Source organism: Pasteurella sp. XG20, from assembly GCF_018968665.1.
Lineage (GTDB): Bacteria > Pseudomonadota > Gammaproteobacteria > Enterobacterales > Pasteurellaceae > Pasteurella > Pasteurella multocida.
Window position 1 is genome coordinate 938,385 of record NZ_CP076656.1, and the last position, 25,941, is coordinate 964,325.

At 39.4% G+C, this 25,941-nt stretch carries 30 protein-coding genes; 28 read left to right on the plus strand and 2 right to left on the minus strand.

The window, feature by feature from the left end; translation table 11 throughout:
* Positions 1-3 precede the first annotated feature (3 nt).
* From KPF51_RS04285 to KPF51_RS04385, 21 genes are all read left to right on the plus strand, one after another.
* A complete protein-coding gene (locus KPF51_RS04285; RefSeq protein WP_064702790.1) occupies positions 4-1,350 on the plus strand; it encodes a DUF2213 domain-containing protein in 1,347 nt (448 codons plus the stop codon).
* Positions 1,350-1,784, plus strand: coding sequence for a hypothetical protein (locus tag KPF51_RS04290; RefSeq protein WP_064702789.1), 435 nt, complete (start codon positions 1,350-1,352; stop codon positions 1,782-1,784). Before KPF51_RS04285 ends, KPF51_RS04290 begins: the two co-directional genes overlap by 1 nt.
* An 11-nt stretch (positions 1,785-1,795) precedes the next feature.
* A complete protein-coding gene (locus tag KPF51_RS04295; RefSeq protein ID WP_064702788.1) occupies positions 1,796-2,794 on the plus strand; it encodes a major capsid protein in 999 nt (332 codons plus the stop codon).
* 10 nt (positions 2,795-2,804) lie between these two features.
* Positions 2,805-3,191 (plus strand): hypothetical protein, encoded by a 387-nt coding sequence (locus tag KPF51_RS04300; protein WP_216711814.1) that lies wholly within the window; start codon positions 2,805-2,807, stop codon positions 3,189-3,191.
* Positions 3,172-3,540: a hypothetical protein gene (locus tag KPF51_RS10820; protein ID WP_064702786.1), complete on the plus strand. Its 369-nt coding sequence runs from the start codon at positions 3,172-3,174 to the stop codon at positions 3,538-3,540. The genes KPF51_RS04300 and KPF51_RS10820 overlap by 20 nt, the downstream gene beginning before the upstream one ends.
* 2 nt (positions 3,541-3,542) lie before the next feature.
* Entirely contained in the window at positions 3,543-3,887 is a 345-nt protein-coding gene (locus KPF51_RS04310; RefSeq protein ID WP_064702785.1) for a hypothetical protein, read from the plus strand.
* Positions 3,888-3,891: 4 nt separating this feature from the next.
* Positions 3,892-4,263, plus strand: coding sequence for a hypothetical protein (locus KPF51_RS04315; protein WP_064702784.1), 372 nt, complete (start codon positions 3,892-3,894; stop codon positions 4,261-4,263).
* Positions 4,260-4,631 (plus strand): hypothetical protein, encoded by a 372-nt coding sequence (locus KPF51_RS04320; RefSeq protein WP_064702783.1) that lies wholly within the window; start codon positions 4,260-4,262, stop codon positions 4,629-4,631. The genes KPF51_RS04315 and KPF51_RS04320 overlap by 4 nt, the downstream gene beginning before the upstream one ends.
* Positions 4,632-4,642: 11 nt before the next feature.
* Positions 4,643-5,125, plus strand: coding sequence for a phage tail tube protein (locus KPF51_RS04325; protein WP_014390749.1), 483 nt, complete (start codon positions 4,643-4,645; stop codon positions 5,123-5,125).
* Positions 5,126-5,178: 53 nt separating this feature from the next.
* Positions 5,179-5,850, plus strand: coding sequence for a DUF6246 family protein (locus KPF51_RS04330; RefSeq protein WP_064702782.1), 672 nt, complete (start codon positions 5,179-5,181; stop codon positions 5,848-5,850).
* Between the two features lie 30 nt (positions 5,851-5,880).
* The gene (locus KPF51_RS04335) at positions 5,881-6,345 is read left to right on the plus strand and encodes a hypothetical protein (RefSeq protein WP_064702781.1); all 465 of its coding nucleotides are present in this window, start codon (positions 5,881-5,883) and stop codon (positions 6,343-6,345) included.
* A gap of 67 nt (positions 6,346-6,412) precedes the next feature.
* Positions 6,413-6,808 carry a hypothetical protein gene (locus tag KPF51_RS04340; RefSeq protein ID WP_064702780.1) on the plus strand — a complete coding sequence of 132 codons (396 nt, stop codon included), beginning with the start codon at positions 6,413-6,415 and terminating at the stop codon, positions 6,806-6,808.
* Between the two features lie 34 nt (positions 6,809-6,842).
* Complete coding sequence (locus KPF51_RS04345; RefSeq protein WP_253948821.1) at positions 6,843-9,302, plus strand: phage tail length tape measure family protein; 2,460 nt, start codon at positions 6,843-6,845, stop codon at positions 9,300-9,302.
* Positions 9,303-9,304: 2 nt separating this feature from the next.
* The gene (locus KPF51_RS04350; protein ID WP_064702779.1) at positions 9,305-9,634 is read left to right on the plus strand and encodes a phage tail protein; all 330 of its coding nucleotides are present in this window, start codon (positions 9,305-9,307) and stop codon (positions 9,632-9,634) included.
* A gap of 18 nt (positions 9,635-9,652) precedes the next feature.
* Complete coding sequence (locus KPF51_RS04355) at positions 9,653-10,303, plus strand: phage minor tail protein L (protein ID WP_064702778.1); 651 nt, start codon at positions 9,653-9,655, stop codon at positions 10,301-10,303.
* A gap of 1 nt (position 10,304) precedes the next feature.
* Positions 10,305-11,018, plus strand: coding sequence for a C40 family peptidase (locus tag KPF51_RS04360; protein ID WP_064702777.1), 714 nt, complete (start codon positions 10,305-10,307; stop codon positions 11,016-11,018).
* Positions 10,951-11,676 carry a tail assembly protein gene (locus KPF51_RS04365; RefSeq protein ID WP_130555674.1) on the plus strand — a complete coding sequence of 242 codons (726 nt, stop codon included), beginning with the start codon at positions 10,951-10,953 and terminating at the stop codon, positions 11,674-11,676. The genes KPF51_RS04360 and KPF51_RS04365 overlap by 68 nt, the downstream gene beginning before the upstream one ends.
* Positions 11,677-11,679: 3 nt before the next feature.
* A complete protein-coding gene (locus tag KPF51_RS04370; RefSeq protein WP_064702776.1) occupies positions 11,680-15,327 on the plus strand; it encodes a host specificity protein J in 3,648 nt (1,215 codons plus the stop codon).
* 11 nt (positions 15,328-15,338) lie between these two features.
* Positions 15,339-17,060: a tail fiber protein gene (locus KPF51_RS04375; RefSeq protein ID WP_064702775.1), complete on the plus strand. Its 1,722-nt coding sequence runs from the start codon at positions 15,339-15,341 to the stop codon at positions 17,058-17,060.
* A 10-nt stretch (positions 17,061-17,070) separates the two neighbouring features.
* Positions 17,071-17,658 (plus strand): DUF4376 domain-containing protein, encoded by a 588-nt coding sequence (locus KPF51_RS04380; protein WP_081106267.1) that lies wholly within the window; start codon positions 17,071-17,073, stop codon positions 17,656-17,658.
* Positions 17,648-17,905, plus strand: coding sequence for a hypothetical protein (locus tag KPF51_RS04385; RefSeq protein ID WP_005725695.1), 258 nt, complete (start codon positions 17,648-17,650; stop codon positions 17,903-17,905). The genes KPF51_RS04380 and KPF51_RS04385 overlap by 11 nt, the downstream gene beginning before the upstream one ends.
* Before the next feature lie 271 nt (positions 17,906-18,176).
* Here KPF51_RS04385 and KPF51_RS04390 read toward each other — a convergent pair whose 3' ends face one another.
* Positions 18,177-19,019 carry a patatin family protein gene (locus KPF51_RS04390; RefSeq protein ID WP_005726500.1) on the minus strand — a complete coding sequence of 281 codons (843 nt, stop codon included), beginning with the start codon at positions 19,017-19,019 and terminating at the stop codon, positions 18,177-18,179.
* Positions 19,020-19,177: 158 nt separating this feature from the next.
* Between KPF51_RS04390 and truA the strand changes: the two genes are divergently transcribed.
* The 3 genes from truA (at position 19,178) to folC (ending at position 22,291) form a co-directional block, all read left to right on the plus strand.
* Entirely contained in the window at positions 19,178-19,972 is a 795-nt protein-coding gene (gene truA / locus KPF51_RS04395; protein WP_005726499.1) for a tRNA pseudouridine(38-40) synthase TruA, read from the plus strand.
* 83 nt (positions 19,973-20,055) lie between these two features.
* Entirely contained in the window at positions 20,056-20,970 is a 915-nt protein-coding gene (gene accD, locus KPF51_RS04400; protein WP_005751483.1) for an acetyl-CoA carboxylase, carboxyltransferase subunit beta, read from the plus strand.
* The gene (folC, locus tag KPF51_RS04405; protein WP_005726498.1) at positions 20,963-22,291 is read left to right on the plus strand and encodes a bifunctional tetrahydrofolate synthase/dihydrofolate synthase; all 1,329 of its coding nucleotides are present in this window, start codon (positions 20,963-20,965) and stop codon (positions 22,289-22,291) included. The genes accD and folC overlap by 8 nt, the downstream gene beginning before the upstream one ends.
* 30 nt (positions 22,292-22,321) lie before the next feature.
* On the opposite strand, the gene KPF51_RS04410 is transcribed toward folC, so the two are convergent.
* A complete protein-coding gene (locus tag KPF51_RS04410; RefSeq protein WP_005726497.1) occupies positions 22,322-22,972 on the minus strand; it encodes a histidine phosphatase family protein in 651 nt (216 codons plus the stop codon).
* A gap of 107 nt (positions 22,973-23,079) precedes the next feature.
* Between KPF51_RS04410 and KPF51_RS04415 the strand changes: the two genes are divergently transcribed.
* From KPF51_RS04415 to KPF51_RS04430, 4 genes are all read left to right on the plus strand, one after another.
* Positions 23,080-23,742 (plus strand): TIGR01621 family pseudouridine synthase, encoded by a 663-nt coding sequence (locus KPF51_RS04415; protein ID WP_005726495.1) that lies wholly within the window; start codon positions 23,080-23,082, stop codon positions 23,740-23,742.
* A gap of 28 nt (positions 23,743-23,770) precedes the next feature.
* Positions 23,771-24,289: a ClbS/DfsB family four-helix bundle protein gene (locus KPF51_RS04420; RefSeq protein WP_005726494.1), complete on the plus strand. Its 519-nt coding sequence runs from the start codon at positions 23,771-23,773 to the stop codon at positions 24,287-24,289.
* Between the two features lie 178 nt (positions 24,290-24,467).
* Positions 24,468-25,451 carry a phenylalanine--tRNA ligase subunit alpha gene (gene pheS, locus KPF51_RS04425; protein WP_061406071.1) on the plus strand — a complete coding sequence of 328 codons (984 nt, stop codon included), beginning with the start codon at positions 24,468-24,470 and terminating at the stop codon, positions 25,449-25,451.
* 40 nt (positions 25,452-25,491) lie between these two features.
* Positions 25,492-25,941: a hypothetical protein gene (locus tag KPF51_RS04430; RefSeq protein ID WP_005726490.1), complete on the plus strand. Its 450-nt coding sequence runs from the start codon at positions 25,492-25,494 to the stop codon at positions 25,939-25,941.

Here is a 25,941-nt window from a genome sequence, read left to right on the forward strand (position 1 = left end):
ACAATGAAACGAAGTGTTGTTAACGTACTGTCGGTTGTTAACTCTAAAAATATCACAAATGAAATAATTGAGGGTGATGAGCATATTGTTGTATCTGATATTGTCCCTGTTATTGACAACATTGTGATGAATAAAGGGTTGTATCCAGCAGACGAGATAGATAAGGGATATAGCACGCTAGATGGTAAGTTAATGCCACTAGGTCATCCTAAGTCAGATGGGCGATACATATCAGCAAATGAAGCAATTGCACTCAATAAATTCTATGTCGGCGCATGGTGCGTTAACGCGAGAAAAGAGGGCGAGAAAGTGCTTGTTGATATGAAAGTCAATAAACGTATTGCAAATAGCAGTGATAGCGGCAAACGTTTAATTGAGGCATTGGAGAATTTAACTTCTAACAAAGCTGCAAAACCAATACACATCTCAACTGGCTTAAATTTACAAAAGGAATATCGCAAAGGTAACTCAAAAGGTAAAAAATATGACTGGGTTGCAACAAATATGCAATTCGATCATGTTGCAATCTTGCTTGATGAACAAGGTGCTGCAACTCCAGAGCAAGGGGTTGGTATCTTCGTGAATTCTGAGGGGCAAGAAAGTGAGGTTGAGTTTGTAAATCTTTCTGACTCGGCAGATTACACAAAAGAAACATTACTAGACAAAGTTAAATATTTCTTTTCTACAAATTCCTCTTTGTCTTTTGAAGAAATTCATGGGCTTCTATCGCAATTAATAAATAACGGCCATAACTCTAAAAAATGGTTATGGATCGAATCTGTTTACCCATCACATTTTATTTATAACGATGATGGGAAAAAATATAAGCAGAAATACCTAATCGATGACAATTCGCAAGTCAGCTTTGTTGGTGAGCGCATTGAGGTCGTTAAAAAAGTCGATTATGACGAAATTAAAACTAATGGAGAAAACATAATGAAAGAAAAAATCTTATCAGCACTCAATGCCGCAGGCGTGAAAACTGAGGGTTTAGACGACGATCAGCTTTTATCGGCTTATAACGAGCTTCAAGCTAAGCCACAAGGTGAAAGTGTTAAAACTATCAATAACGAAATTAAAGAGGCAATTAAAGCAGCAGTAGCTACCGCTATTGCTCCGTTGCAAGAAAAGCTGCAAGCAAATGAAGATGCGAAAGTTGCCGAAATGCGAGAAGCGGTTAAGTCAAAATTTAGCTTGTCTGATGCTGCAGTCAATTCTCTAAGTAGTGAAGCATTATCAGAAATGTTTGCAAAAACAAAAAACTCAAACGGGTTAAATAATTCACTAAATGCAAATAGTGAGGAAACCCAGTGGGGCGATTATAAGTTAAATCAAGAGGAGTCTAAATAATGGCTAATGTTATCTATCGCGGTCCAGTAGAGCGCGAACCAAAAACAGTTAATCTTGTGATTAATGATACTTCTTCTCCTGGTGTTGTAGTGAAGTTGAATGCTGGGAAATTAGAAGCGGCGACTGATGCAAAAGGTCGCCGTTTTTTATTGACGAATCGTCGCTTTGCAGGGCAAACAATTGATCAGGCATATACAAAAGGTGATACAGCAATTGCTTTTCGCTTAGAGCCTGAGCATGAGTATTACGCTCAATTAGCTGATGACACTTATCAACCTGGTGATGCTTTAACTGCAAAAGCAGGTGGCAAATTAGCGAAAGCTGTTGCAGGTGATGTTGTTTTATTCTTCTTCGATGAACAAAAACAACGCCAGATCACTGGTGGAAAAGGTTGGGGCGATGTTGTCGTCGCTAACGCGTATGTAAAAGCATAAGGAATTAAATAATGTTGAAATTCACAAAAGAACAAGAGCAGTTTATCATCAATGAGCGTATTAATTACGACAAGAAACATGCAGCTATGGCGGCAAATTTCGCACAAGGTGGATTAATTGAGGGTAATGCCTCAACACTTCCGCGCGACGTTTGGGCTGAATGGGACCGTGAGGCTGTGCAATTGCAACGTGACGAGCTTGTTATTTTTAATGATTTGTCGCCCATCAATAAAAGCATGCCACTAGGTAAGCTTGTACACCACTTCATGACTGTTGGCGATAGCGGAACAGTTAACATCTCTTTAGATGGTCGTTCTTCTGCTAAAACTGATGCGCCAGTGTTCGAATATCATGGAACACCATTGCCAATTATTGATTCAACATTTGGTTATGGCTGGAGAGATATGTTAGCTTCGCAGACTGAGGGTTATTCTATTGATTCTGCACCACGCGCGAACAGTTTACGTAAAGTTGCTGAGAAAATCGAAGATCTAATGTTAAATGGTGATACTTCAATTTCTGTCGGCGATTCTAAACTTTATGGTTTACGTACAGCACCTCGCAGAATGACTGGTACGCACAACTTAACATTGCGCACAGCAACAGCTAAACAAGTTTATGAGCTGTTCCGCGACATCATTAGCAAGTTCCACGCTAAAAAATTTATGTCACCTGTCACATTCTATGTTAACTATTCTGATTGGTTCCGTTGGTCAACAACTGATTATTCTGAACAGAAATCAGAAGGTAGTATTTTAACAAAAATTCTGACAATTCCTGGTGTTAGTAAGATTGTCCCATCTATGCGAGTACTCGATGATGAAGTGTTAGGAATCGTTAAACGTTCTGATGTTTATCAAATCTTAAATGGTATGCCAATTGTGGCTCGTCCAATCGCCCGTCATAACGAAACAGACGATTACAACTTTAAAATTATGGCAGCGTTGTCTATTGAATTGAAGTTTGATCATGATGGTAATGCTGGATATATCCAATACACTAAATCGTAAGGAGTATTAAATGGCAAAGTGGCTATTAAAATACGATAGCCACGAGCTTAAAAAAGGTGATGTGTTTGAGGGTGACACTCTGCCTTTATGGCTCGTTGGTAAGGTCGTTGAAATTGAAGATGCTTTCGAAGTTGCAACGCCAAATGAAAATAGCAATACTCTTGGCGAAACTAGCGAAACTAGCGAAACTAGCGAAACTAGCGAAACTAGCGAAACTAGCGAAACTAGCGAAACTAGCGAAACTAGCGAAACTAGCGAAACTAGCGAAACTAGCGAAACTAGCGAAACTAGCGAAACTAGCGAAACTAGCGAAACTAGCGAAACTAGCGAAACTAGCGATAAAGGGAAGGACACCTCGAAAAAAGAGGGTAAACAACATGGCGGATCTAAAAACTAAAGATATTCACGAATTTATTGGTGAACTAGGTTATAGCGTTCCTGATGTAGTTCTTTCTTTATTGATAGAAAAGGTTGATGAGAAAGATAGTGAATTAAATAAAGCTGGGTATGATGACATTGCCCAGTCTCTTATTAAATTATACTCAATTGGTTTACTAGTTATTAATCAAGGTGGGCGCAAGCTATCTTCTCAAAGTGCCCCAAGTGGTGCAGGGCGTTCTTTTACTTATGATCATGATAGCTTTAAAAGACTTAAAAGCCTTTTAGCTAACTTGGACAAAAGTGGAGTAATGAACGATTTACCAATTGCATCAAATTCTGTCGGGTTTTTCGAGGTTGTAGGGTAATCATGTCAAATTCTGCTAATTGGGCATATACAGCGCAAGCTACGATATGGCACAAAATTGGTGATAATTATGAGACAGGAAAGGCAGAATTTTCCGAGCCTGTTTTTATTTATTGCGACTATGGTCATGACAGCAAGTTAGCTACTAGTAGTGTAGGTAGGGAAGCTGTAGCTAAAAATACAATCTGGACTGAGTATGATAAGGCTAAAAAAGGCGACTATATTTTAATTGGACAGTCTAATGAAATAGATCCTTTCACCGCCAACGCAAATGAAATCATTAGCATCATTCGCTATGCCGACACATTCGATCGTAAACGTGATGATTTTGTGCTCATAACGGGGTAGATATATGGCTGTTAAATCTAGAGGTTTTTCTCAGGCTAAAAAGAAACTATCTGTTTATTTTAGTGAGGTCAAATCTAAGAAAATGACAAGGGCAGCAGCAAGGATTGTGACGATTATAGGTATTCGTTCAGCACTTTACACACCAATTGACACATCAACATTAATTAATAGCCAATTTAAAGAAATTTCAGTTAAAGATTCCGTTATCTCAGGGCGAGTTGGGTATTCCGCTGAATATGCTGTTTTTGTTCACGATCCAAAAGTTAAACAAAAGTTCAGAAGGGCGACAGCTAGAAAGGAATTCTTAAAACAAGCTATTGAAGATGATGATATTAAGGTTGAGATAAGACGAATTATAGAAGAGGAGTTGGCATGAACTTATTAAATGTATTTAAAAGCCATGTTATTTCTAGCAATTTGTTTAGTTTATTTCAAGTTCAACTTCATCAATGGAAAGATAATGGTGATAAAAAGTCTGAGTACATTGTTTTCCAGAATAATGGCGGAACACCAATAAGAGATGGGCTATCAAGCGAAAGCTATATCATTATCTCAATCATTGGCTCAGTTCAGTCTGGATACAGTACAGCAACAAAAGCTAATGAGTTGATTAATTTCATTAAACAAAACGCTATAACAGAGTTTGGTTATATAGAGAATATGGGTGGAGTACCAAACCCTATATTCACATCTGATAACAGAATGACTATGCAACTACAGTTTCGCATAGTACATGATAACTAAAGGGGAAAGAAATGAGTAATCCAAAAGATTTCGCGAAATTTGTCGGGCGTTCGGCAGTTTTAGAATATGCAACGACAGTAACAGGGTCTGGTCCTGCACCTCAAGAAAGTGATTGGAAACCAGGTGGCGCAATTCGTTCTAAATCGTTCGATTTAAGCCCAAATACTGTAACATCTGAAGCTGATGATGCAGGCGGTTTTCCTGAGTCACTAGTAACAAACTCAGACTTAAGCATTAGTGTTGAGGGCGAGTTTCGTAAAAAAGATAAAGAAGATGAGATCGGTATCAATGCACTCATTAAGCTTTATGTAAATGCTGTGAAGGCGCGTACTCAACCTACTGTGTGGGTAAGACTACAATTTGGTTCAGTGAAACTTGTCGGGAATATGGTTATTACTGCTTTAAGCAGTGAAGCACCTACGAACGATTTAGTTACATTTTCAGCAGAATTTAAGGTTGCAGACGCTTCTAGTGTTACGATTACAACATCTTAATTACAAAAGGCATTCTCACGAGTGCCTTTGATAATTAATTTTAAGGATTCTTTATGGAAGCAAATAAAAGTACAGGCGAGTTTTCTTTATCGTTCAACAATAAAGAATATATTTTCAAACCATCATTTAAAAATATCGCTAAAATAGGTACACCGACGGATATTGTAAATGTATATTCTGTCTTATTTGGTAAAGAGGTTACGTTTTTATTAAATGAGAGCTTAAAAGCCAATAAAGATGTACAGGCTTATGCTTTGAATATTGCTTTTAGTCCAGTTCTTGGGCGTAAGGTCTTATCTTGTGCGCTTACTATACTGAATGCTTGTAATGATAGTGATTTGTCAGGTATTTTTGGATATTACAAGCCTAGCAACAAGGGTATAGTTTATAGAATAGGAGCAGTTAACACTAAAGATGTTATTGCCCTTGCTAAACATTTAGCACTTCATGGAATAATCGGTAATATTGATCTGAAAACAAAAGAAAATAAAAGAAGTGAATATACATCAGAGTTTGACGTTGAGGAGTATATCAGTGCCGCACGTTGTCATTTTGGTTTAAGTCGTGCCGATGCTGAAAATCTAACAATGACTGAGTTCCAGATGTTAATAAAATCCAAATACCCAGAACAACAGAAAAAATCAACATTATTCACAGAAGAAGAATACGATCAGATTATGGAAGATTACTATAAAAATAGAGAGCAGACTTTGAAAAACAATTGAGATATTATAGAAATTCTATGGAGGATTTTTATGAAAAAATTACTTATCTGCTCTCTATGTTGTTTCTTTACTCCTGTTTACGTATTAGCTAAAGATCAAATTATTATAGAATCAGCGCAAAAAGCTGTAAAAACTGAATTACTTAAAAGAGCTAGTATAAAAGAGGGAATGTGTATTAGTGCTGCACAAGCATCTTTATTAATAAAAGAAAAGATCTCAAAAGACAATCTATCTATGTGTGGTGAGTTTTCATCTGATATAAAGTTTGGTGATGCAAAAGTTTATAGCATGGCTGTTTGTGGAAAAGTTTTTGGAAAAGATATAATCAACAATCCTATTGAGAGTGATTATATTTACCAAAGAGCTCAAAAAGATTTTTATTTTAATTATAAAGGTAAAAAATCTTTTTATTATGACCATAAATCAACTAAAGCGTCCATTCAATATAGTGATGATTCCATGTTTAATGCTATGCAAAATAAATATTGTAAGTGATACTTGCATTAGTTTTTAAATATTTAACTCAAATAACTTATATGCTTTTAGTTTTATAGGGTGATTTATGGATGCAAAAATAATGAATGTCTTACTAATTGTTCTTTTTTCAGTAATTGTAATAGGTTTATTGCTTTTTCAAGAATCAAGATTGAGAGATCCAAATAACCATTCAGTAATATATTCAGAGCAGATTCAAGAGTTGTGCTGTTTAGATAGAATAGGATCATACAAGATTGATTTTATAAGACAAAGTGGGAATGAGTACAAAGAGAGTGTTCTTGTTGATGATTTTGAGTTAGCAATAAAAACCGTATTATCTACACTAAGAAGGGCAAAAATAGATAGTGTGTCAGTAATATCTAACACATCTGATTTGCTCCTTATATACCGAGCTTTCTATAACGCAAGAGGTAGTCAAGAAGGAAAGAGATTAGGAGCGATAAGGATTACAAAAATTTAATGTAACAAAATAAGGATAAGCCCATTGAATGTCAATGGGCTTTTTTATTGGAGAAAATATGAGCGAAAAAATATCTGGAATTTATATCGATATTGATATCGAGACAGCAAAATTACTTGATGCAGCAACAAGTTCTGATATTGCTTTAGGTAAATTAGAAAAAGCAACAAATGATGTTACACAAGCAATGCAAAAAGCAGATAAAGCATCAAACCAATTAGGTGGCGGCATGAATAAAGTTGCCAGCTCTGTAAATGCTGCAACATCATCAATGAAGCGTGGTAGGGCGGCTATACAACAATTAGGTTATCAATTCCAAGATATTGCTATTCAAGCTCAAGCAGGAACTAATGCTCTCGTAATAATGGGGCAACAGGGATCTCAAATCCTCTCTATATTTGGTCCTATGGGAGCTATTGCAGGTATGATCCTTGCTATTGCTTCAGCAATGGGAACAGCGTTACTCCCAAATTTATTCGACTCCACGAACGCAACAGAAGATTTAGAGAAAGCACAAAAAGCACTAGGCGAAGTATTAACTGAGAATAGTGATGGTGTTTATGTACTTTCTGAAAAATTAGCTAAGTTAGCGAAAGAGAATGAGAACTTAGCGAGAGCAAAGATAGCGTCAAGTATGATAGATGCTAAGGTTGCGATAAAATCAGCGGCTGATGCAACTCAAGATGCTTTTAAGCAATTTGATAGCTTTTTTAGCCTGCTTAATCATGAAAATTTAAATAGTGCTATCAAACAACTAGAAGCACTAGATAAACAAGGTATAGATGTTCAGAAAACGTTGACTACATTTTCAGGAACATTTTCTCAGAGTGTAATGGATATAAATAATCTATCGGCTGTAACTGATATTTTATCAAACTCACTAGGTATAACAAAAATAGAAGCCGTGGGGCTGTTAAGACAGCTTAATGAATTATCAAAAGATCCATCACCGCAAAATATTCAACTCATTGCAAACTCATTATCATTATTAAGCGAGAAAAGTAATTGGTCTAATGATTCTCTAACTAAATTAACTCAAACTGTTAATAGTAATGCGTTTGCAGCTCTTGATGCTGAAGGTGCAATAAGGATTTTAATTGGTGCGCTTAGTGATTTAGATAGTGCTGTATCTCAATCTGATCCAGTTTTTAAAAGCAATGAGGCTAAATTAAAAAGCCTTGTCGATGCTTCAAAACGATATGCTGACACAGTAGGTAAAACAGCAAGAGAAAAAGCCATTTATGATGCACAAAACACTAAAGCATCAAAAGAATCAATTGATAGTGCAATCAAGCAGATCAATGCAAACTATGATGTGGTTGAATCAGAAGAAGAAAGAATTAAAAAAAGGAAAGAAGCAGAAGCAGCCGCAAAAAGGGCAGCAAAACAAAGTGAACAAGCACAGAAGCAAATTGAAAACCAACTAACGCAGCTTGGTAATCAATATGAGATTGTTGCTTTAAAACAACAAGGCATGAACCTTGAGGCTGTAAAAATGGAAGCCGTAATGCGACTTGGAGCGAGTGCAACAGAAGAGCAAAAGAGAGCAGCAGAGAAGCTAGCATTAGGCATCTATGCCGCTACAACAGCAATGAGTAATTTTAATTCCTTACAAGCTCAGGTGTCGCCAGTTTTTGCATTAGAACAACAACACCAGAAACAGTTACAAATGATAGAACAGTATAAAACATTATACCCTCAGTCTATCGCAGAAGCGGAAGCTGTTCGTGCAACAATCGAAGAACAATACAGACATAAAAGAATTGAAGCGCAATGGGATGAATGGAAGCAATCAAGTGATGCCGCGAATATGTTTGGCTCGGCTATTGAAGCTTTAGGGCAAAGCGCGACAACAACGCTAACTGGAATATTAAACGGCACGATGTCTCTACGTGATGCATTATCTTCTATTGCCAATACTGTTTTGAATAGTGTGGTGCAGACTCTTGTTGAAATGGGAATGGCGCACGTTAAATCAATGATTATGGGTCAAATGGCTGCTAAGGCTGCGACTGCTGCACAGGTAGCTCAAGCTGCGGTTATTGCTTCAGCTTATGCTCCGGCAGCATCTATGGTTTCTCTTGCAACACAAGGGGCTAATGCCGCACCTGCACAGGCTGGCATAACAACAACATCTGCATTAGCTAAAACGCTCGCTGTTACTGGTCGTAAGCAAGGTGGTCCTGTATCTGCAAATCAAATGTATAGGGTTGGTGAGAACAATCAACCTGAGATTTTTAAAGCTAGTAATGGTTCTCAATACATGATACCTGGTAATGCTGGTCGTGTTTTTAGTAATAAGCAATCAAGTAATAGCGGGTCGCAAGAGCGAGGTGTAACTGTCATCATTAATCAAACAAATCATTTTAGCTCTGACAAAGATGATACAGGAAGTCTAACCGAGTTTGCTAAGGGATTAACAAAACAGATAAAAGCAACAGTTAGAGAAGAGCTTACATTACAAATGAGATCTGGTGGAAGTTTAGCGAGGTAAAAATGGAAAGATTTGATTTTAATGTTGAGTTGAATTATGACGTTCAACATGAGCCTTCAGTTAATCAAGTACAGTTTGGTGACAATTATAGTCAGAGAACATCAAAAGGTATTAATTCTGACTTATGTAAATACTCAAATCTAAGGATAATTTGTGATGTTGATGTTAAAAATCAAATTGATACATTCCTAAAATCACATGGTGGCCACAAAAGTTTTTTATGGCGAAGCAAAACTGAAAACAGAGATGTTAAGGTGTTTTGCCCATCTTGGTCATATAGAGAGAATGGAGCAGTATTTGAGTTTACAGTGAATTTTATTGAGACATTATAAATAACATAAGGCAAGCATATGAGCATTTACGGACAACTTCAACAATACGCCGCACACGGTTGGATTGAATTGTTTGAGTTAGATCTCACTAAATTTGGCGATGTCATATATCGTTTCCATGATGGATTAAGCCCTCTCGGACAGGCGATTGTATGGCAAGGGCAAGAATATACGCCTTACCCAGTAAAAGTTGATGGGTTTGCTGTGGATGGATTAAATCCAGTCAGACCAAGTATCACATTCTCGAACCTTGGCGGTGCAATTACGCTTGTTTTGGCAAAGCTAAAAGGCATTGAGGGCGCAAAACTCACGCGTAAGCGGACAAAGATTATCTATCTTGATGCAGTGAATTTTGAAAACGGCAATTTGACCGCCGATCCGCACGCGCATTTGCCAGACGATATTTTTTATATTTCGCAAAAGACCGCAGAAAATCATCTCACAGTCAGCTTTGAGTTATTACCAGCGACAGACTTAGAGGGCGTAAAACTCCCTCGTCGTCAGATTGTGGCGCATTACTGTACGCACAAATACAAAGGTCAGTTTTGTGGATATACAGGCGATAAGCCGACTTGCTCAAAAACGTTAGTAGACTGCAAGGTACATTTTGGCGAAAACGCAGAACTACCGTTTGGCGGATTTCCAAGTGCCGCGTACATGAGGATTTAATATGAAACATATTGACGATGCAATAGCGCACGCAAAACAAAGTTACCCGCACGAGAGTTGCGGTTTTTTTGTGCTTAAAAAAGGGAAATTGCAGTACGTCGCTTGTACTAATCTTGCGCAAGACACCGAAGAAGGGTTTTTAATTAGCGTTGAAGATTACGCGCGAGCGGAGAAAATCGGTGAAATTCGAACGGTGGTTCACTCGCACCCCGACGAAAGCTGTTTGCCGAGTATTGCAGACCAAGACGCGCACAAGGTCAGCGGTTTGGAATGGTGCATTATCGGTTTAGAGGGTGACGAAGTTTCAATGCACTTTATGCCGGCAGTTACAGCAATTCCTGATTTGTACGGACGGAAATTCATTCACGGCATGATGGATTGCTACGGTTTTGTGCGCGACTGGTATCAACAAGAATTGGGCATTGAACTACCGAACTACAACAGAGTGGACGGCTGGTGGAACGAGGGCGAAAATCTCTACGTCGATAACTTCGAACACGCGGGATTTTATCAAGTCGATGATTTACAAGTCGGTGACGTGATTGTGATGCAAATCAATGCAACCGTGCCGAATCATGCTGGCGTTTATCTCGGTGATGGTTTAATCGGACACCACCTCTACGGGCGACTATCAAGTAAGGATGTTTATGGACAATTCTATCGCGACAGAACAACGCACATCGTGCGACATAAGAAAAATACGGCTCAAGGGTGAGCTAGGTAAACGCTTTGGCAAGGTCCATAAGTTAGCTGTGAAAACACCCGCAGAAGCAATTCGCGCATTGTGTGTATTAAAAGAAGGCTTTAAAGAGTTTCTCTTAAATTCAGAAAAACACGGCATTGTGTACCGCTTTCTAGTGCAGAGAGAAGATATAGACGGAACTCCAGAAGAATTTCAAATGCAGTACGGTGCAAAGACAGAGTTTCATCTTATCCCTGTTATTCGTGGATCGAAACGAGGTGGATTATTCGGTCTGATCGCAGGTGCCGCACTGATTGGTTTGTCAATCTGGAACCCTGCTTTTCTTGGTCTATCGACATTTGGCGGAACAGGTATGCTTGCGAATGTTGCGACTGTGCCGTTTATGATTGGTGCATCTCTCGCACTTGGCGGAATTTCGCAGTTACTTACGCCAATTCCAAAAATGGATGGTCCACAAGAACGCCCAGAGAATCAGCCGTCTTATTTGTTCAATGGCGCAGTTAACACGACACAACAAGGTCAGCCAATCCCACTGCTTTATGGTGAGTTGATTGTCGGTTCTGCGGTGGTATCGGCTGGACTGACAGATAAAGAAATACCAGTTAGAGCGGGTTCACAGAGTAATAGTGGCAACTTAAGAAAAGGCAATAGTCTTAAACTTGCGAGGTAATAAATGCAAATAGTCGGTCAAAAAGGTGGCAAAGGTGGTGGTGGCGGAAGAACGCCAGTAGAAGCACCGGATTCACTCCGTTCTCGCTCTTACGCGAAGTTTATTGACGTGATTTCGTGCGGAGAAATTGAAGGTCCAGTAAACGGATTGCAGTCTGTCTATTTCGGTGATGTGCAGTTGCAAGACGAAAATGGAAAATTCAATTTCAACAATGTTGCTATCGAGTGGCGACCGGGTAGCGTAAGGCAAGCGCCGTCTGAAATCTGCGAAACGAACGAAGTCACAACAGACGTTAATACAGAAATTAAAAAGAACAATCCGATCACGCGTTCGATCATCGCGCAAGATGCCGACATTGCACGCGTGACTATTACTGTGCCAGGATTGAGTTATCAAAATAAAAGTAACGGTGATATTAACGGCACAAAAGTTGAATTACAAGTTGAGTATCAGGCAAATGGTAGTCAATGGATTGATGCAGGTAAAATTGTCATTGATGGCAAAACAACATCATCATACAACAGAGAGCACAGTTTTAGACTGGCTGGCGAGTCGCCATGGAGTGTGCGTGTAACGCGTTTAACGGAAGACTCTGAGAGTCAAACGCTGCAAAACAAAACGATTTTTTCAAAATTAACAACAGTATTTGAGGAAAAATTAACATATCCAGGTGTTGCGTATGTTGGCGTACAAATTGATGCCGAACAATTTAGCTCAATACCTGCACGAGGCTATCACTGTCGTGGAATTAAGTTAAAAGTGCCGTCAAATTACGATCCAATCACGCGCCTATACACTGGCGACTGGGACGGCACCTTTGTTGTTAAATACTCAAACAATCCCGTTTGGATTTATTTTAATTTACTCATTAACGAAGAATACGGAGCCGGTGAGCATATTAAAGAAGACATGCTCGATAAATGGTCGATGTATCAGATTGCGAAGTATTGCGATCAATTGGTGCCTGACGGTTTCGGGGGATATGAGCCAAGATTTACTTGTAACGCTTATATTCAGACACGACAAGAAGCCGGCAAGCTATTGCGTGACTTAACATCCGTCTTTCGTGCGATGAGCTACTGGGCAAGCGGTACGCAAATGCTTGTCCAAGACTCACCGAAAGAGCCGATGTATCAGTTCAATAATACAAACGTTATTGATGGTCAATTCAGCCGTTCAGGCTCAAATGTTAAGACACGACATAACGTTGCGTTAGTGACGTGGAACGATCCAAAAAAATACTTTAAACAATCTGTTGAATATATCGAAGATGCCGAATCTATCGTGAAGATGGGGTACATCTCACAAACGGAAGTTGTAGCGTTTGGCTGTACGTCGAGAGGACAAGCGAGACGACTTGGCAAATGGCTACTCTACACAGAGCAACACGAAAGCGAAGTAGTAACGTTCTCGTGCGGTCAAGATGGTGCAATTCCAATTCCGGGTGAAGTCATTCAAGTTTCAGATGTTCACCGCTCCGGTGAGCGACGTGGCGGACGCGTTAAAACTGGTTCAACAGTTAATCAAATCATTCTTGATGCCGCGGTTGAAATTACCAAAGCCTCAACAATCAGTATTGTGAATGGAGAGGGAAAACTCGAACAACGTAACATTACACAACGCGGAAGTTTAACGGAAATTAACGTCAATCCTACATTCACTTCTGTGACAGAAGATAGTACGTGGATCATCGCAAATAGTGACATTGAGCCTGAATTGTATCGCGTTGTCGCGGTGGTGGAAGGTGAAAACGGCACCTATACCATTAGTGCGGTGAATTACAATCCGTCAAAATTTGCGTACATCGAAAATGGCGAAAATCTTGCTGAGTACGACACAACGAATAATACGCTAGAAACTGGCGTGAAAAACGTTGTCATCACGGATGAAATTTACCGTGGCCGTGGTGGCAGTATTCAAACAAAAATCGTCGTGAGTTATCAACCGGCAACCTCGCTGACTTCACGTTATCAAATTGAATATCGTGCGGGTAACGAAAACTGGCAACAGTTAGAACCGACTACGCTAACGTCTGTTGATATTCCGAATGTAAAAGACGGTGTGCAGTATCAAATCAGAATCCGCACAAGTAACGTATTGGGACTGTGGTCAAATGATAACGACATAGAGACCTATGAGCCTATCGGTAAGTTACGACCACCGCATAATGTGACGAATTTACGACATAAGGCAATCGCGCAAGAAGGTGCATTTCTAACATGGGATATTTCTCCTGATATCGATCTTGAGTATTACGAAATCAGAAAGGGCGATACTTACGAAAATTCACGGCTTGTTGCAAAGATTAAAGCGAACGAGTTCAATCTTGGCTTTATTCAAGCTGGCAGTCACAAGTATTGGCTAAGTGCGGTCGATTCATCAGAAGTGAGATCTGAAACGCCAACAGAAATTCAATTCACTATTTCAAGCGGTGAAGTTATCAATCTAAACGCCGAAATTGTCGGTGATGAAGTATTGATGACGTGGAATGAAACGCAAAACAATTCATTTTCGACAGAACTTTACGAAGTGAAAAAAGATGATGAAGTGCTAGCATTGGTAAAAAGTACGTCATTTAAGTTCAAAGCGGATTTTAGCGGCAACAAGACGTTCATGGTGACAGCAATCGATCTCGGTGGAAATCGTAGTGCATCAGCACAAGCACAGTTGATCATTCATCAACCGACACAAGTTAGCATTTCTCAACAAGTCATTGATAACTATGTCATGTTGCGCTGGCAAAGTGCGAAAGCGACACTGCCAATCATCTATTACGAGTTGAAAAAAGGCGACACGTTCGACAATGCGGAGTTCATCACTAACATTGACGGATTAGCGTTTCCTCAGTTCGAAACTGTTGGTGGATTGTACAAATACTGGATTGTCGGTGTAGATAGTGCCGGCAATCGAGGTGAACCGCAGTTCACGCTTTCAAACGTTGCACAGCCACCAGATTACATTCTGAAATACGACTACAACACAGAGTATGACGGAGTAAAAAACGGTTCGGATAAGATCGACGGTAAATTGTATCTTCCGATCAAGACTGAGACATGGTCGCAACACTATCAATCTAATAATTTTACGACACCGCAATCGCAAGTTAATGCTGGATTTCCGCTTTATCTTCAACCGACCGCGACAAGCGGTTATTACGAAGAAGAGATGGATTACGGCACAGTATTAGCATCGTCAAAAATCACACTAACGCCAAAAGTGGTGAGTAGTGGAAATTATGATATTAACTACTACATCGCAGTGAAACAGAATGAGAGTGATAGCTGGCGTGAACACAATCAAGCATCTGTGTATGAAACGAATTTCAGATATATCAAGTTCAGAATAACAGTAACTAACGCTCAGAAACCTGTTGTTATTGAGCAATTGAATTTGAAGCTCGATCAGAAACAGAAAACTGATGGTGGAACGGTGCAAGCTAACGCAAGTGATGTAAATGGAACGTGGGTGGCATTCTCAACAGAGTTTATTGATGCATCCGTTCCAGTTCTCACACCGCAATCAACACAACCGCTTTTTGCCACATCTGATTTTAAAGATGAGCCACGACCAAAAGGATTTTACGTTTTCTTATTCGACAAGAATGGAAATCGCGTAAGCGGTAAAGTGGGTTGGGTCGTAAAAGGGGTATAAAAGGAGTAAATATGGCAGATTTTAACAAGCCGACAGTAGATAGTCATTACACGCAATTCCCAAATGAAATTAGAGCCGCCATTAGTGCGGCTTTATCATTTCTAGATGGTGGATTTCATACTAATATTCCAATGAAAGCAAAGCGTTGGAATCCAACAAGTAAAATTTTTGAAGAATATAGTGGCACGCAGTGGGTGCCGATGGCGACTGAGTACAAGTTACCAGTCGATTACAATGTGTTACTTAATAAGCCTGTGCCGTCGTCTGCAACAAATAGTGACAGTGAAACACAATTCGCAAGCTCAAAAGCAGTGAAAGACGCGTATGACTTGGCAAATGAAAAGCAAAGTCCAGCAACAACACTTTCCGGATATGGCATTACTGATTTTGTTGTGAAAGATCTTACAACTGAAGACTTAAACAACGTGACAACGCCTGGCTTTTATTCACAAAGACTGACTGCAAGAGCTGAACGCAATAAAAATTATCCGTTAACTGAAGCTGGCTCGTTAGTTGTTAAGCCGTCTGCTTATGTGTTGATGCAAGAATATACAACGCATAAAACTAAACGAATTTATATAAGAAATAGGACCGATTTTAGCGGGGCGTGGAGCGAATGGAAGCTTGTTACTAGTGACGGCTTACCAGTTGGATCAATTGTTTCATTCCCCAAAAACATTACGCCAGCGGGATTTTTAAAAGCAAATGGTACGACGTTTAATCAGAACACATATCCTGATCTATATGCTGTGAACGGAAACAGCAACGTTCTACCAAACCTAACTCGATCTGATGTAGGCATGACAGCGTACTTTCCAATTGATCAAATTCCAAGTGGCTGGATCGCGTTCGATTTGATTAGAACAACAGTTACCCAAGGTAACTATCCAGAGTTATATACCCATTTAGTTACTAAATACGGGTCTATCTCAAACGTTCCGTTAGCAGAAGATCGGTTTATACGTAACGCTGGTAACGGGCTGAGTGTTGGTGAAACGCAAGATGACGCGATTAGAAACATTACGGGCCAATTCACAATTGATGATTATGATAGAGATAAAATAACCGGTGCATTTAAAATGATCGGCAACGGTCACGCTGCCGGTAATTCTGGCGGTGGTACACTTGTTGAATTTAATGCAAGTCTTGTTGTGCCGACAGCCGATGAAAATAGACCTAAATCAATCGTATTAAAACTTTGTATTAAAGCAAAAAACGCTTTTGATGACGTTGTGTTTTGGGTTAAAGCATTTGGTGAGGTCGTTAATACCGGAATATTAGACGCGGGTACTTTATCGCAAGACTTACAACAACTTAGAAGTAAAACTCAGCAACTTGAGCAATCTTTCAATCAAACCAAGTCTGAGACAGACTCTAGAATTAAAATAATTGAGAATAAACTGAACACAGAAAAAGCAAGTAATATCGTCTGGTCCGGGAATGTCACTCAAAACTCAGCAAATGTGCTTGAGCTGTCAGAATCTATTCTAAATAAGACGCTTATTTTCTATTTGCAAGTGTCGCAAGGACATTCGTTACAGCAAAACGTTGATACGAATACGATGTCTGTTTTTGTAGATGAGAAGCTTCTTGAAGTAAATGGTAGGAAATACATTCATTTTGTTTTTTATCTTGGTGGCTGGAAAAGCGTTCAAATAGAAATCATTGAAGATAGGAAGATAAAAATTATTGAGGCTTCTAGTATGTATTTGAAACAAATAACCGCGCTCTAAAGGGGGAAACATGAAAGTATATTTTTTAAAGTCAGACTTAAATCAGTATCAGATCTTCCCAGCTCCGCAAAATTTACAGGATTTCATTGAATTTGAAATTGAAGATAGCGTGGATCTTGAGAGTAAACAGCTTATTCTTTGCCAGGGAGAATATATTTTAGTCGATAGACAGCCGTCAGAATTGCACGTTTGGAACTGTGATCAATGGGTTTTAGATGAAGAAAAACAAGCACAACTTCTCGCAATTCAACAAACTGAAATGTGGGAAAAAATCAAGAAAAAACGCTATGAAAACGGATTAGGTGGGGTGTATATCGCTCGAGTCGGTAAGTGGTTTCAAACTGGCGAAGAAGAAAAGACAAAGTATCTTGGCTTAGATAAAGTGATTGATTCACTTGGTGAAATTGACTGGAAGTGCTACGACAATTCATTTATCAAAATGAATCGCACTTTGTTGGATGAGATTTTTCTAGCGATGGTTGTAACTGAAAACGCAGATCATATTAATGCTGAAAAGCATCGCGCGGAAATGCTGAAATCAGCAGATCCACTTAATTATGATTTTTCAACTGGCTGGAGTGCTAACTATGAAAAATAAATATTGGCTGAATGTTGCGATTGCATTAGATCAGTTATTCAATGCGTTAACTTGGGGAAGTCCTGACGAAACGCTATCGTCTAGGGCATATCGCGGAGCGGTACTTGCGAAAAGTCCGAAAAAGAAATGGAAATTCTTCCACGCTGCAATTAATAAGTTATTTTTCTGGCAAAAGGATCATTGCAAGCAAGCGTATCTTTCGGAAGTTGAGAGACGGCAATTGCCGAGAGAGTTTAGTGAAGTCTGATAAAAAAGGGCGCAATGCCCTTTATCTTTAACATATTTTAAGCTCAATATCTCAATAAAACCCTACAACGTCACATTAAGTTTTTCGGAAAAATCATTGTAGTATCGGAAATAAAATAGGTATTGGCATTATATTTTATTGATTTTAAAGATAAATTAGTTAATTAATTTAAAATGGATACTTCGATTTCAAACGTGTTTAATTAATCGCATGATGTAAAAGCCCAATAAGTTCGCTTATTGGGCTTTTCTTTTTTTATGTTTTGTCCATCTTAACGGCTTAAAAATGCCTTAAGTGCCGCCATTTCACGTTTAGCATCGGTAATCCCCAGATCATACATCGCTTGCACTTTCTCAACATCTTTTTCAATACGGCTGATAGGTAAGTGATGAGAAGGACGAATAACAAAAATGTCTTTGTTGTTATTAAGCCGAATAATTTCCTCTACGGTGTCATTGTAATTTTGGTAACGTGTTTTCAGTTTTTCCACTAAGTGAGGATAGTCACGATAAAATAGGTTAAAGATCCAAGAAGGCGTGGGTTTTTTACGGTATTCTAATGGGCGAGTTAACACCACAATAATTTTGTCATAGCCTAATGCTTGACATTTTTTGAGTGGGATACTATCGGCAATGCCACCATCAAGATAGTATTGTCCATTGATCTCCACCATTTTGGAAACAAAAGGCATCGCTGATGTAGCACGCAGTACTTCCATTTCATTAAACACATCGTCTAATTTGACATATTCCGCTTCGCCTGTTTGCACATTGGTCAAAGTGGCATAAAAATCAATTTTCGATTGGCGAAATGTTTCGGCATCAAAAGGATCTAAGGTGAAAGGTAATTCATAAAAAGCAAAATCTTTATTAACAATATTGCCGGTTGTGAGCAAGCTATGCCAGCCCATGTAGCGTTTATCATTGAGATATTTTTTATTGTAGCGCAGAGCCCGTCCATATTGCTTTGCAGGATAATTTACCCCAAATAAGACGCCCGCGGATACGGCAACAATCCCATCAACCTGCACATTTTCAGTTAGAAACACATCTAACACACCAGCAGTGAACATGGCACGCATGCCACCACCTTCTAATACTAAACCGACTTTCATTTTGTATCCTTGAAAAAAAGTGAGGAAAATTGACCGCACTTTTATTGATTTTAAACGACCTGACTCAAATTGTGCCTGATTTTTCTGCTTATCGCTAGCGTAAATCTCCTCTATAATAGGGTGTTTTACAGCATCCTATTTAAAAAGATATATAAACCATGAAAATTGCATTAGGCATTCAATATAACGGAAAAAATTATTGTGGTTGGCAACGTCAGGAAAATGTGGCGAGTGTACAAGAGCAGTTAGAAAAAGCGATTTCTTTTGTCGCTAACCAACCCTGTCAGATTTTTTGTGCAGGGCGAACGGATTCAGGGGTGCATGCCACAGGGCAAGTTGTGCATTTTGAAACCGATGCCATTCGGGCAGAAAAAGCATGGAGTTTTGGTGTGAATGCGAATTTGCCTGATGATATTTCAGTGAGCTGGGCAAAATGTGTTACTGATGATTTTCATGCCCGCTTTAGTGCTACTGCACGCCGTTATCGCTATATTTTGTATTGTAATAAATTGCGCTCGGCAATTTTGCCTGAAGGTGTCACACATTGTCATTTAGACTTAGATCACCACTTGATGCATCAAGCGGGACAAGCGTTATTAGGTGAACAAGACTTTTCTTCTTTTCGTGCAGCACAATGTCAATCACATACACCATTTCGCAATGTTCATCATTTAAAAGTGGTGCGACGTGGGCAATATATTATTGTGGATATCCAAGCCAATGCATTTGTTCATCACATGGTGCGCAATATTGTGGGTAGTCTGATTGAAGTCGGTGCGGGTCATCAACCTGTAGAATGGATAGGGTGGTTGCTGGCGCAAAAAGATCGTAGATTAGCGGCACCCACCGCAAAACCGGAAGGGCTTTATTTGGTTAATGTGAGTTATCCTACGCAATTTCAGTTACCTCAAAATGCGTTAGGGCCTTTGTTTTTAGAAAATGAATTAGGCTAGTCACATCAGACCTTTATTGCTAGCATATTGCCTTAAATTATGGTGTAATACATCGAATTTTCTCGTTAATAAAAAGGGTTAACATGAGTTGGATTGATCGAATTTTTAATAAAGATACTTCTTCCACAAGCTCGCGTAAAGCGAACGTTCCTGAGGGCGTTTGGACTAAATGTACTTCTTGTGAGCAAGTGTTGTATCGTGATGAGTTAAGACGTCATTTAGAAGTTTGTCCAAAATGTGGACATCATATGCGTATTGATGCGAGAGAACGTCTTTTGGCACTTTTAGATAAAGACAGTAGCCAAGAATTATCTGCGGAACTTGAACCAAAAGATATCTTAAAATTTAAAGACTTGAAAAAATATAAAGATCGGATTTCCGCAGCACAAAAAGAAACGGGTGAAAAAGACGCATTAATTTCAATGTTTGGCACTTTATACGGTATGCCAATTGTCGCCGCTGCCTCTAACTTTAGCTTTATGGGTGGCTCAATGGGCTCAGTTGTGGGCGCAAAATTTGTGCAAGCAGCAGAAAAAGCGATTGCTGAAAACTGTCCTTTTGTGTGTTTCTCTGCCAGCGGTGGCGCACGTATGCAAGAAGCCTTATTCTCTTTAATGCAAATGGCAAAAACCAGTGCTGTCTTAGCCAAAATGCGTGAACAAGGTGTGCCATTTATTTCCGTATTAACCGATCCAACGTTAGGTGGTGTTTCTGCGAGCTTTGCGATGCTGGGTGACATTAATATCGCAGAACCGAAAGCGTTAATTGGTTTTGCTGGTCCGCGTGTGATTGAGCAAACTGTACGTGAAAAATTACCTGAGGGTTTCCAACGTAGTGAATTTTTGCTTGAAAAAGGTGCAATTGACATGATTGTGAAGCGTGCTGATATGCGTCATACGCTAGCAAGTGTGTTAAGCAAATTAAGCAATAAACCATCGCCTTTTGTGGAACCTGAATTGGTGGAAAACGAAGAACAAAGTAAAAGCGATAATGAATAATTCTACAGTATCATTAACAGCCACTTCGCCTCTTGCGCAGTGGCTTTCTTATTTGGAAAACAGCCATTTTAAAGCCATTGATTTAGGGCTAGATAGAATTAAATCGGTTGCCAAGGCGCTAGATTTGCTCACGCCCGCACCATTTGTCATTACGGTGGGCGGTACTAATGGTAAAGGCACTACGTGTCGTTTATTAGAAACCGCCTTATTAAAGGCAGGCTACCGTGTTGGTGTGTATTCTTCCCCTCATTTGCTTCGCTATAATGAACGCGTACGTATTCAAGACCAAGAATTGCCAGATGAAGCGCATACGGCTTCTTTTGCCTTTATTGAACAACATAAACGTGAATCGTTAACCTATTTTGAGTTTAGCACCCTTTCTGCCTTGCATTTATTTAAGCAAGCGAAATTGGATGTGGTGATTTTAGAAGTGGGGTTAGGGGGGCGCTTAGACGCGACTAATATTGTTGATAGTGATGTGGCGGTGATTACCAGTATAGACATTGATCATGTGGATTTTTTAGGGGTAGATCGCGAACAAATCGGGTTCGAGAAAGCAGGCATTTTCCGTGCACATAAACCGGCGATTATTGGAGAGCCTAATATTCCTCAAAGATTATTGGAGCATGCTAAGTCACTCGGATGCCAAATCTCTTGTCGTGATCAAGATTGGCATTTCCGTTTACAAGCGGAGCATTGGGATTGGTGTGGGCAAAAAGTGCGGTTGAAAAATTTGCCATGTTGTCAAATTCCACTCGCTAATGCCGCAACAGCACTCGCTACATTTGAACAGTTGCCTTTTCAGATTTCAGAAGAGGTGATTCGTCAATCTTTGCAAGAAGTGGAATTAGTTGGGCGTTTTCAAACCTTAAAACCAGATGTCCTTTTCCCTTTAGCCGAAAATTTAGCGAAACCATGGGCTGATTTTCCACAAATGATTATTGATGTGGGGCATAATCCACATGCAGCCCTTTATTTAGCAGAGAAACTGACCGCACTTAAGGCGAAAATAACAGGTAAGATCGTCGCTGTTTGTGGCATTTTAAAAGATAAAGATGCACAAGGCGTGCTTTCTCCTTTGTTACCGGTGATTGATGAATGGCATTGCGTGACATTAGAAGGGGGGCGAGGTCAAAGCGGACAGGCATTATTTGTGACGTTGCAACAAATTGCACAGGGACAATCTCATCAACTGCATGCAAACACTGCGAGCTCTGTGGCGTTAGGTGTAAAACAAGCGTTGGCAACGACAACAGCGCATGATGTAATCTTAGTCTTTGGCTCTTTCCATACTGTTGGCGAATTTTTACAGTTACTTTAATACTCAATAAGGCAGAATAGACTTCTGCCTTTATTCCTCATCGAATGAATCAGTTAAATGCTGTATATCATTGACTTTCTCAAGCACAAAGCGTCCTGTTTCATTCTCAGTTTGTAAATAGTGTACAACGCTAATGGACGTGTTCGCTAAGCTGGTACTTTTTTCTCGATGGGTTTGCCAAGTGGCACCATGAAACAACGCCAAAAGCATACGTAAAGTATGACCATGAGAGACAATGAGAATATTTCCGGTGTCATAACGTTGAATAATCTGTTCAATGACGCCCATCGCGCGTGTTGCTAATTGCCGATAAGTTTCCCCGCCATTGGTTAACCCCAAATACTGCGCAGGTTGATCGCGCATTTGACGGTATTCCGGTAAGCAACTTAATTCCTCAATGGCTTGCCCTTCCCATGAGCCAAAACACAATTCATTTAAGCCTGCATGACAAATTAATGGGGTGGTTTTGTGCGCTAAAATCATGTTTGCAGTGGAAATTGCACGGGGCAATACGCTACTATAGGCGGCAGTGAAATCAATGTTAGATAACGCTTTTGCTGTGCGCTTAGCACCTTCAATGCCTTCTTGTGTCAAAGGGGAGTCACCATTTCCTTGTAATAACCTTTTTTCGTTCCACTCCGTTTTACCATGACGTATCAAATAGAATGTTAATGTTTTCATGTTGTTCCTCATTTATATCTGCAATCCATTATAGCGAAAAAATCCTGATAATGGAGGGGAGCCAAGTATGGTATAATGTTTTTCCTTTATGATTAATTGAGAACCTTATGCCTGTATTTCATCTTATCTATCAACATCCTGATTTTGTTGTGATTGATAAACCTTGTGGTATCAGTGTACATAAAGATGAGGAAGCAGTAGGTCTTACAACCCTAGTCGCACAGCAACTTGATGTACCACAGGTTTGGTTAGTACATCGTTTAGATAAAATTACTTCAGGGTTACTCTTATTGGCATTAAACCAACGCGCTGCTCGCGCACTTTCTCTATTGTTTGCCGAACACCGTATCCAAAAGACGTATCTTGCTTTATCTCAACATAAACCCAAGAAAAAGCAGGGATTGATCGTCGGTGATATGCAAAAAGCGCGTCGTGGCGCTTGGAAACTTTGTCCGACTAAGACCAATCCTGCGATTACTCGCTTCCACTCCATCAGTTGTGAACCGAATTTGCGCTTGTTTATTTTAAAGCCACAAACAGGGAAAACACACCAGTTACGTGTAGCAATGAAGAGTTTAGGCAGTCCAATTTTAGGTGATGCATTGTATGCAGGTAATTCAGCAGAAATAGACCGCACTTATTTACATGCTTATCGTTTACAATTTGACTATCAAGGACAGGCGTTTGATATTCAATCATTGCCAAGGTGCGGTCAATTTTTTGAGAGAATCCCGTTAGCAGAGTTATTAGTGGCGTCGGCTAAAGAGTAAGGTGTTATTGATACACGAGGAGATTTTTATGCGTCATTATACGAGTAAAACGGCTTTAAAAAATGCGATACAACAAACGTATGAGAAATATTTGTCAGAATTTGAAACCATTCCGGAAGACTTGAAAGAGACAGGATGTACAGAGGTTGAGCGAACACCTGTGCAAAACTTAGCTTATCAAGTTGGTTGGACAAGTTTATTGATCAGCTGGGAACAAGATGAACGAAAGGGATTGCTTGTTAAAACCCCTTCTGAACACTTCAAGTGGAATCAATTAAGTGAACTTTATCAATGGTTTAATCAAACTTATGCACATTTGTCCTTAGCCGAATTAAAAAGTCGATTAGCACATAATATAGAAACAATTTATTATCTAATTGATACCATGAGCGATGAAGCGCTTTTTTCCCAACATCAACGAAAGTGGGCGGATAATGCCACTAAAAATGCCAAATGGACAGTATCTCAATTTATTCATGTGAATACGGTTGCCCCCTTTACGAGCTTTAGAACAAAAATAAGAAAATGGAAAAAACACTGTTTATAATGACACGATGGTATTAATGCCAATTTCCTTTCTTTCTTATCACTTCACTCAAGGTTAAAGCCTAATGGACTTGACCGTCATTAAAACACAAAAAACGCCAATAAAAACGTGATTTTTAAGGCAGTTAGTATTATCATTAACAGTATTTTTCACAGCATAATTGAATTTAGAGGAAGGCATGCAAAACCTAGAACAAATTACCGAACAAGCATTGGATGCAATTGCCCGTGCGGAAGATGGCAAAGCATTAGATGCGATTCGTGTGGAATATTTTGGTAAAAAGGGACCTTTTACGGCATTAATGCAAGGATTACGTGATGTGTCACCAGAAGCACGTCCAGCCGTAGGTCAAAAAATTAACGATGCAAAACAACTTGCACAAAATGCATTAAATGAAAAGAAAGTACAGCTTGAAACAGCGGAATTAAATGCACAATTAGCGAAAGAAAAAATTGATGTAAGCTTGCCGGGACGTAAAGTGGAAACTGGGGGATTACATCCAGTGACAATGACGATTGATCGTGTGACCAAATTCTTCTCTGAGTTAGGTTTTTCCGTCGAAAGTGGTCCAGAAATTGAAAGCGACTATTATAATTTCGATGCCCTCAATATCCCGAAACATCACCCAGCCCGAGCTGATCACGATACATTTTGGTTTAACCCAGAATTATTACTACGCACACAAACCTCTGGTGTACAAATTCGTACAATGGAAAAAATGCAACCGCCAATTCGCATTATGGCACCAGGACGTGTTTACCGTAACGATTATGATCAAACACATACACCGATGTTCCACCAAATTGAATTATTGTATGTGGATAAAAAAGCGAACTTCACTGAATTAAAAGGGGTACTCCATGACTTCTTACGCGCCTTTTTTGAAGAAGACTTACAAGTGCGTTTCCGTCCTTCCTATTTTCCGTTCACTGAACCTTCCGCTGAAGTGGATGTGATGGGCAAAAATGGCAAATGGTTAGAAGTACTAGGTTGTGGTATGGTACATCCGAATGTTTTACGCAATGTTGGGATTGACCCAAATGAATATGCTGGCTTTGCGGTGGGGATGGGGGTTGAGCGCTTAACGATGTTACGCTACAACGTCACAGATTTACGTGCTTTCTTTGAGAATGACTTACGTTTCTTAAAACAATTTAAATAAGAGAATCGCCATGAAAAAAATCATAGCAATGAGTTTGCTTATGTTTTCTGTTGTGATGTCAGTAAATGCAAAAAATACGGTTGCCAGTAAAAAAGAAGAACAAATAGCACAGCCGATCGCTGGTTTTCGTCTTTTTGATCTGTCAGGAAAAGCGCCCCAGTTAATAGAGGGAAATAAATTTTCGCGCGCTAAACCACACCAATTATGTATCTTTGTTGAAAACGTTGAGGTAAAAGAACAGAATTTGTTGGCAGAATATTTTGTGGCACCGGCTCCCATTCGTATGCAAGCAGAAAATGCAGAAACGCGTACGACAGAAGATGGGACTGGTAACTTAATTATCTTTAATTTGCCAAAAGCCAATATCGCAAGTGGTGCAATTACACAATGTTGGCAATTTAGTAAAAATGATCCCGTTGGTACGTATCAGTTAGAACTCCAATTTAATGATATTGTGTTTAAAGGATTAGCATTCCAAATTTTAAAATAG

Bases quoted from the DNA above. Each gene is read 5' to 3' on its own strand.
- KPF51_RS04285 (WP_064702790.1), top strand. From the start codon at position 4: ATGAAACGAAGTGTTGTTAACGTACTGTCGGTTGTTAACTCTAAAAAT.
- KPF51_RS04290 (WP_064702789.1), top strand. From the start codon at position 1,350: ATGGCTAATGTTATCTATCGCGGTCCAGTAGAGCGCGAACCAAAAACA.
- KPF51_RS04295 (WP_064702788.1), top strand. From the start codon at position 1,796: ATGTTGAAATTCACAAAAGAACAAGAGCAGTTTATCATCAATGAGCGT.
- KPF51_RS04300 (WP_216711814.1), top strand. From the start codon at position 2,805: ATGGCAAAGTGGCTATTAAAATACGATAGCCACGAGCTTAAAAAAGGT.
- KPF51_RS10820 (WP_064702786.1), top strand. From the start codon at position 3,172: ATGGCGGATCTAAAAACTAAAGATATTCACGAATTTATTGGTGAACTA.
- KPF51_RS04310 (WP_064702785.1), top strand. From the start codon at position 3,543: ATGTCAAATTCTGCTAATTGGGCATATACAGCGCAAGCTACGATATGG.
- KPF51_RS04315 (WP_064702784.1), top strand. From the start codon at position 3,892: ATGGCTGTTAAATCTAGAGGTTTTTCTCAGGCTAAAAAGAAACTATCT.
- KPF51_RS04320 (WP_064702783.1), top strand. From the start codon at position 4,260: ATGAACTTATTAAATGTATTTAAAAGCCATGTTATTTCTAGCAATTTG.
- KPF51_RS04325 (WP_014390749.1), top strand. From the start codon at position 4,643: ATGAGTAATCCAAAAGATTTCGCGAAATTTGTCGGGCGTTCGGCAGTT.
- KPF51_RS04330 (WP_064702782.1), top strand. From the start codon at position 5,179: ATGGAAGCAAATAAAAGTACAGGCGAGTTTTCTTTATCGTTCAACAAT.
- KPF51_RS04335 (WP_064702781.1), top strand. From the start codon at position 5,881: ATGAAAAAATTACTTATCTGCTCTCTATGTTGTTTCTTTACTCCTGTT.
- KPF51_RS04340 (WP_064702780.1), top strand. From the start codon at position 6,413: ATGGATGCAAAAATAATGAATGTCTTACTAATTGTTCTTTTTTCAGTA.
- KPF51_RS04345 (WP_253948821.1), top strand. From the start codon at position 6,843: ATGGGCTTTTTTATTGGAGAAAATATGAGCGAAAAAATATCTGGAATT.
- KPF51_RS04350 (WP_064702779.1), top strand. From the start codon at position 9,305: ATGGAAAGATTTGATTTTAATGTTGAGTTGAATTATGACGTTCAACAT.
- KPF51_RS04355 (WP_064702778.1), top strand. From the start codon at position 9,653: ATGAGCATTTACGGACAACTTCAACAATACGCCGCACACGGTTGGATT.
- KPF51_RS04360 (WP_064702777.1), top strand. From the start codon at position 10,305: ATGAAACATATTGACGATGCAATAGCGCACGCAAAACAAAGTTACCCG.
- KPF51_RS04365 (WP_130555674.1), top strand. From the start codon at position 10,951: ATGGACAATTCTATCGCGACAGAACAACGCACATCGTGCGACATAAGA.
- KPF51_RS04370 (WP_064702776.1), top strand. From the start codon at position 11,680: ATGCAAATAGTCGGTCAAAAAGGTGGCAAAGGTGGTGGTGGCGGAAGA.
- KPF51_RS04375 (WP_064702775.1), top strand. From the start codon at position 15,339: ATGGCAGATTTTAACAAGCCGACAGTAGATAGTCATTACACGCAATTC.
- KPF51_RS04380 (WP_081106267.1), top strand. From the start codon at position 17,071: ATGAAAGTATATTTTTTAAAGTCAGACTTAAATCAGTATCAGATCTTC.
- KPF51_RS04385 (WP_005725695.1), top strand. From the start codon at position 17,648: ATGAAAAATAAATATTGGCTGAATGTTGCGATTGCATTAGATCAGTTA.
- KPF51_RS04390 (WP_005726500.1), bottom strand. From the start codon at position 19,019: ATGAAAGTCGGTTTAGTATTAGAAGGTGGTGGCATGCGTGCCATGTTC.
- truA (WP_005726499.1), top strand. From the start codon at position 19,178: ATGAAAATTGCATTAGGCATTCAATATAACGGAAAAAATTATTGTGGT.
- accD (WP_005751483.1), top strand. From the start codon at position 20,056: ATGAGTTGGATTGATCGAATTTTTAATAAAGATACTTCTTCCACAAGC.
- folC (WP_005726498.1), top strand. From the start codon at position 20,963: ATGAATAATTCTACAGTATCATTAACAGCCACTTCGCCTCTTGCGCAG.
- KPF51_RS04410 (WP_005726497.1), bottom strand. From the start codon at position 22,972: ATGAAAACATTAACATTCTATTTGATACGTCATGGTAAAACGGAGTGG.
- KPF51_RS04415 (WP_005726495.1), top strand. From the start codon at position 23,080: ATGCCTGTATTTCATCTTATCTATCAACATCCTGATTTTGTTGTGATT.
- KPF51_RS04420 (WP_005726494.1), top strand. From the start codon at position 23,771: ATGCGTCATTATACGAGTAAAACGGCTTTAAAAAATGCGATACAACAA.
- pheS (WP_061406071.1), top strand. From the start codon at position 24,468: ATGCAAAACCTAGAACAAATTACCGAACAAGCATTGGATGCAATTGCC.
- KPF51_RS04430 (WP_005726490.1), top strand. From the start codon at position 25,492: ATGTTTTCTGTTGTGATGTCAGTAAATGCAAAAAATACGGTTGCCAGT.